The organism is Tepidimonas charontis, assembly GCF_007556685.1.
Lineage (GTDB): Bacteria > Pseudomonadota > Gammaproteobacteria > Burkholderiales > Burkholderiaceae_C > Tepidimonas > Tepidimonas charontis.
On sequence record NZ_VJON01000115.1, the window covers coordinates 1 to 665 of the forward strand.

Here is a 665-nt window from a genome sequence, read left to right on the forward strand (position 1 = left end):
GAGGTCTGGCGCACTTACCGTGGGCGGGCGGACTGTGAAAATCGGATCAAGGAACTGAAGGCGGATTTCGGCTTGGACGCCTTCAACATGCGCGACTTCTGGGCCACGGAAGCCGCCTTGGGCTTTGTCATGCTCGCCTACAACCTGATGAGCCTGTTTCGCCAAGCCGTCTTGCGTTGCCGACTCCAGCATACCCTCTCGACCTTGCATGGCCTGGTGCTGGCCATCGGCGGGTCTTGGCACCCCGATGCCAGCCAAAACAGGCTGATGCTGTCCGTGCCCCGCCGAAAACGGGCGTGGTTCGCGGGTCTCTGGGCCAACGCATCCGCACCTCCCGTCACCCCGGCGCTGCATACCGGCTAATGGACAATCTGGGCTGAATCGAGCCATCATGCAGCACAGGGGTGCCCTGCCGCACCCGATGGGGCGAAGCCAAGCGTTCTCCCGCATCAGACGGCAGACGCGATCTTTGGAGACGCGGATGTCGGAGAGGATGCGCAGCCGCGCCCAGACCTTGCGGTGACCCTCGCCGGTAGATGGCGAGGCTTGCAGATCGGCGCGGATCGCCGCGAGCAGATCGGCATCCGACACCTTGGGCTTCGGTCCGCGTCGCTTCGGCTGCAAGGGCACCACCTTGGCGCTCTCCCTGGCCTGCTGGGCGTAAA

General features: G+C 64.5%; 1 protein-coding gene. It reads left to right on the forward strand.

Annotated features, from left to right (window positions below; genetic code table 11):
- Positions 1-363: transposase (locus Tchar_RS13630; protein WP_144329499.1), on the forward strand; the 363-nt coding region annotated here is incomplete at its 5' end.
- Positions 364-665: the final 302 nt, after the last annotated feature.